Genomic DNA, 4451 nt, shown 5'->3' on the forward strand with positions numbered 1-4451 from the left:
CTTGAACTCAGTACTGTAACGTTGCGTCTTCTTCCCCGTGATTATTGCGGGCATCGGGTTTCTCCTACGTGGGAGTTATCGATGCGTGTCCACTAAACCGGGGTAAGTCCAAGTCCGACAACATGCGCTTGTTAGACCCATGCACACAAATGTTCATGTGGCTGACACCATGTCTGTAGCCTTGAGTCGCTCCAATGGTGCCAATGGAGCCACAGCCCCTTCAGCACCAGCCGTTGCACCAAGCTCGTTTCGGTAGGTCTCCATGTCGTGCGGTTCGAAGCGCCCAGCCAAGAACAGGATCCAACGAATCAGCCCCCCGAACTTTGAAGAGAAAGGCACGGGATCAACATACTCTATGCCACTCGTTGTAAATTCATAAGGATGATCAGCGTATCCAAAGGCTCGAGGCGGCACGGTTGGAACTACATCGCCTGCTCTGCGTACCTGTGCAGGCAGTCTGTGAGGGGAGCTGATGTACGCCGAAAGATCAGAGTACCTGGGCGCGCCGAACATGCATACAGACGTCGGAGCGACTTTGATAAAGTTTTCGGAAATGGCGGCAACTGCCCCACCAAGCGAGTGCCCCGTCAGGAAAACATGATCAATGTCGCCCAAATTAGTGTCCCGGATGGCGTCCAGCACACGTGTCGATATACGAGCTGCTTCTTCGGAAAAGCCAGAGTGGAGTCGTCCGGATACCGTGCGGAAAATAAAGGGCGACCGAAGGTCGAACCCCATGTTAATTGGCACCAGTTTGGAACGCAAATTGACCTTCCAATCAAATAAGAACTGCGTTCCCCGAAACCCAATGAACAATTGGCGATTGAGAACCATGCCAACTGCAACAACACCACGGTCAGCGACAACAAATCCGCGGGGAAAATCAAGCTTCTGGAAGTCGATAGCTACGCCTATAGAACTACCGCCTGTTCCGGCAACCAGAGCTCGGTACGCTTCACACGGAAGCAGTTTCGCCCGCTTTTTGTCATCCAGTTCCCACTGCGGGATATGGTAGTAGGCAAGTTCGGAAAAGAGCGCACAGAGGTAGCGAACCGTAGGGGATCGAGCGTCAATAGGCGACGAAAGGCCACCCACAAGTCGTTGAGCTTCGTAGATTGCGTACTGGCACATGCCCTACCTCTTTCTCGCCTCAGGGGTTTAACGCTAGCGGCAGGTGCGCGACGTCAGGAGCGTCACTCGCCTGCATTTGTTAGGCTTTATACTCGATTGATTCATATCGTTTTTTCTTCCATATTACTTTGGTTCAATAGTGACCCGAGCTTCTGGCCATCGAACTTTTCACCTCGGCAGAGGTAAAACAACACGAATGGAATGAGTCATCTATATCCCCAATTCTTAGCTTACTTCTTGGACCTACTAATACGATTAAGTGATTATATTTTTCAAGATCACCTACCGATATATTTTGCCTTCAGGAGAATTGTGTACCTTGCCCTGAACTTTTTCATTATTGATTTTTCCATCACATCCAGGATGTCTGCCACTCGACTCTAAGACTAAGCCGTATTTTTTACACAAACCCATTCCCCAAGATCACCCAAGACCTTACCCTAAAGCACGATATTTGCATCCTGCAACTTCGCTACGGATCTAAAATACTCCCGGATCAGCGGGTTCTCAGATTCTTCCATTTTTGAGCCTAACGTTTCCAGCACGTTCAGCTTTGTAGTGAAGGCGCAGCCGCAACGAAAAAGCCGTCGCCGTGCCTGGCCTTGTTAGAAGGGCTATCGCTCATAGGCCTCTCGTACATCATCTATCAATTGGGCACATGCCTGGAGTAAAACCAAAGATGAGCGAACTAAATTTTCGTTTCGCCCTGGTTCCAATTCACCATCTGGGAGGTGTTTCCCTCCGTGAAATAGATTATTTCTCACGGTTCGAACCATCAGTAACAGTTGCTGAAGTTTGCGTTGTCCTGGATCGATTTCAAAATCTCGAAAGCAAACTCGCTCATCGTCAGCAAGGAACTGTTTGCGGGGCGGGCAGTTCCAAAGAAGATCAACGGCCGATTTCACATCCTCACTGGCGTCAGCATGGAACCATTCATGGGCCTCATTGGCAAATCGATCCCACGAGGCAGAAACATCCCGCCCATTCCCAATCGCGAATCTTGTCGCTTTTAGTGCATACTCCATACGAGCGAACACCGCCATAAACTCACACGCCATCTCACTTGGCATATGAAGATGTCTAAATGCCGTATCCATGTCTCTCCTTCTAACGCCGAAGCTCAGTTGCCGGCCGAAGCGCGACAGCGCTTTGGCCGGCAACTGCAGCGTTTTGTTAGCGAAGTTTATCTGCAACTAAATCGAGATCTGACGTTGTCAAACTCCCGCCGGCCATAAATAACGTTTGCAGTCGCTCGCCTAGCCCTGTCAGCTCAAGCGATCGGGGCACAACATCATGCCAACCTAGTAGTGCCGAGTACCCATCACCCTGCGCCTTGCAAGCCACCACCCCCTTATCGTTTAGGTCGTATATCTCCTGAAGTAACGATACCATCTCAGCATTTAGCGGCCCCTTATAGCCCCGATAGTCGGTTTCGCGAATATTTTGATATGGGACATGATATGGAAGTATGAAGACGATGCATATGACACAGAACTGACGGTACGTGAGATTGTCGAATAAACGAAGGTAGTAATTAGCTTCGTTGCTAGTAACCCCGGGGGAGAAAACCAAATTTGAATAAAAATTACCCAGAAATTGCAGCTTTTTCTCTTCGTATTCTTCTCTCGCTTGCCGAAGGGTTCCTTCCAATAGCTCCTCTGCCTCAGAGCGAGCCCCGTCGCTGGGCTCAAAAAAATTCTTCTCTCTTAAATGTTCACCATTTTCCGACTTCTTACTGATCTTATTGAGCGCTAGGGCAGCAGTTGCTCCAACTCGTTCTTGCTCTTTCGATGATAGCTGGCGATCTGCAAAATCACCGATTAGTTTCACCGAACCTCTAGTTATTGCTGCGCCTGCAACGCTAGCTGCTGCCGCCCCGGCTGGGCCGGCAGCAAAAAAACCGAGCGCACCAGAAACGGCGGAGCCAGCTAACTCCGTACCCGCCCTAATCAAGGCTAAGGCTTTCTTGTTATCGTCTTCGGCCATATAGTTCTTCGCTAACAGGTATTAAATAGCCCGCTCGTTTTGCTACTTAAACGAGCGCGCGTTCAATAAATCTTGTATAGCCTGCTAATTCCGACCTAATCCATTGATTTTAAATAAAATCAATAAAACTTAGGCAATCCATGCAAAATTCGCGTGCTTGCGCGCTTTAGCGGGGGCCAGCGTGTGGAGGGAGAAGCAGCGAACGGTCATGGGGCCGGGCACGCTACCGCCCCTACCCTGCAAGCCGTGATGCGCCCTTGCCATCCATGCGGTAGTCCCTGCGTTGTGTCGTTGTCATTCTTCAGCCTGGCCGTCTAAGCAGCCTTAGTGAATCAGAGTATTCAACTGTGATGATAGATGCAAAACGGCGGTTGGTCGTAGAGGTGGGGCTGGTATTAACGCATTAAGGGGAAAATGCCCTCTCCGCCGGGGCGCGCCGTGGATGGCGGTGACGGAGAGGGTGGGGAGGCGCGGTTTACGAGGTGGCGATGCCGGCCCCGGCGGCGCGCGCGGCGTGCAGTTTCTTGTAACTTTCGATCAGGCGCTGGTGGCGGTCGATGCCTTCCAGCCCCATGCTGGTGGGTGTCAGCCCGGGGAAGCGTACCTCGTCGTTCACCGCGCCGATCACTTGGCGCATGGTCTCTTCGCCGAACATCCGCGTGAAGTTGCGGTGGTAGTCGTTGAAGTCGAGGTCATCGTCCAGGGCGATCTCCAGCACCGCCTGCATGGCCTGATGGAACAGGCCGCGCTGCACGGTGTTGTCGTTGAACTGCAGGAACATCTGGACGTGCTCCAGCGCGGCTTCGTACTCGCCCAGAGCGATCTCAATCAGCAGCTTGAGCTCGAGGATGGTCAGCTCGCTCCACACGGTGTTGTCGTCGAATTCGATGCCGATCAGCGTGCCGACCTTGATGTGGTCGTCGAGCTGGCTTTCTTCCAGACGCTCGAGCAGGTCGGCCAGGCGTTCATCCTCGAGCGAATGCAGGTTGAGGATGTCGGAACGAAATTCCAGCGCCATGTTGGTGTTGTCCCACACCAGGTCCTCGACCGGGTACACCTCGGAATAGCCCGGCACCAGAATGCGGCATACCGGCGCGCCCAGGTCCTCGTGCTCCATCACGTAGGCTTCCAGGCCCTGGTCAGCGAGCAGTCCGTAGAGGCGCTCGGCTTCTTCTGCGGTGGTGCCGGCGAAGTCCCATTCATGGAAGTCGAGATCCGTGCGGTCGCTGAAGAAACGCCAGGAAATCACCCCGGAGGAGTCGATGAAGTGCTCGACGAAGTTGTTGGGCTCGGAGACCGCCAGCGAGCTGAAGGTCGGCTGCGGCAGGTCGTTC

Annotated in this window: 4 protein-coding genes; all 4 read right to left on the minus strand. The window is 52.7% G+C overall.

Features of this window, described 5'->3' with window-relative positions:
* Positions 1-153: 153 nt before the first annotated feature.
* Complete coding sequence (locus tag OP495_RS16615) at positions 154-1131, minus strand: lipase family protein (protein ID WP_280570833.1); 978 nt, start codon at positions 1129-1131, stop codon at positions 154-156.
* 614 nt (positions 1132-1745) lie between these two features.
* On the minus strand, positions 1746-2228 hold the full coding sequence (locus OP495_RS16620; RefSeq protein ID WP_280570835.1) for a hypothetical protein: 483 nt from the start codon (positions 2226-2228) through the stop codon (positions 1746-1748).
* A gap of 76 nt (positions 2229-2304) precedes the next feature.
* Positions 2305-3117: a hypothetical protein gene (locus tag OP495_RS16625; protein WP_280570836.1), complete on the minus strand. Its 813-nt coding sequence runs from the start codon at positions 3115-3117 to the stop codon at positions 2305-2307.
* A gap of 475 nt (positions 3118-3592) precedes the next feature.
* Positions 3593-4451, minus strand: an 859-nt coding sequence (locus tag OP495_RS16630) for a YcaO-like family protein (RefSeq protein WP_280570838.1), incomplete at its 5' end; no start/stop codon positions are given.

The organism is Chromohalobacter sp. 296-RDG, assembly GCF_029889885.1.
In the GTDB taxonomy this organism is placed as follows: domain Bacteria; phylum Pseudomonadota; class Gammaproteobacteria; order Pseudomonadales; family Halomonadaceae; genus Chromohalobacter.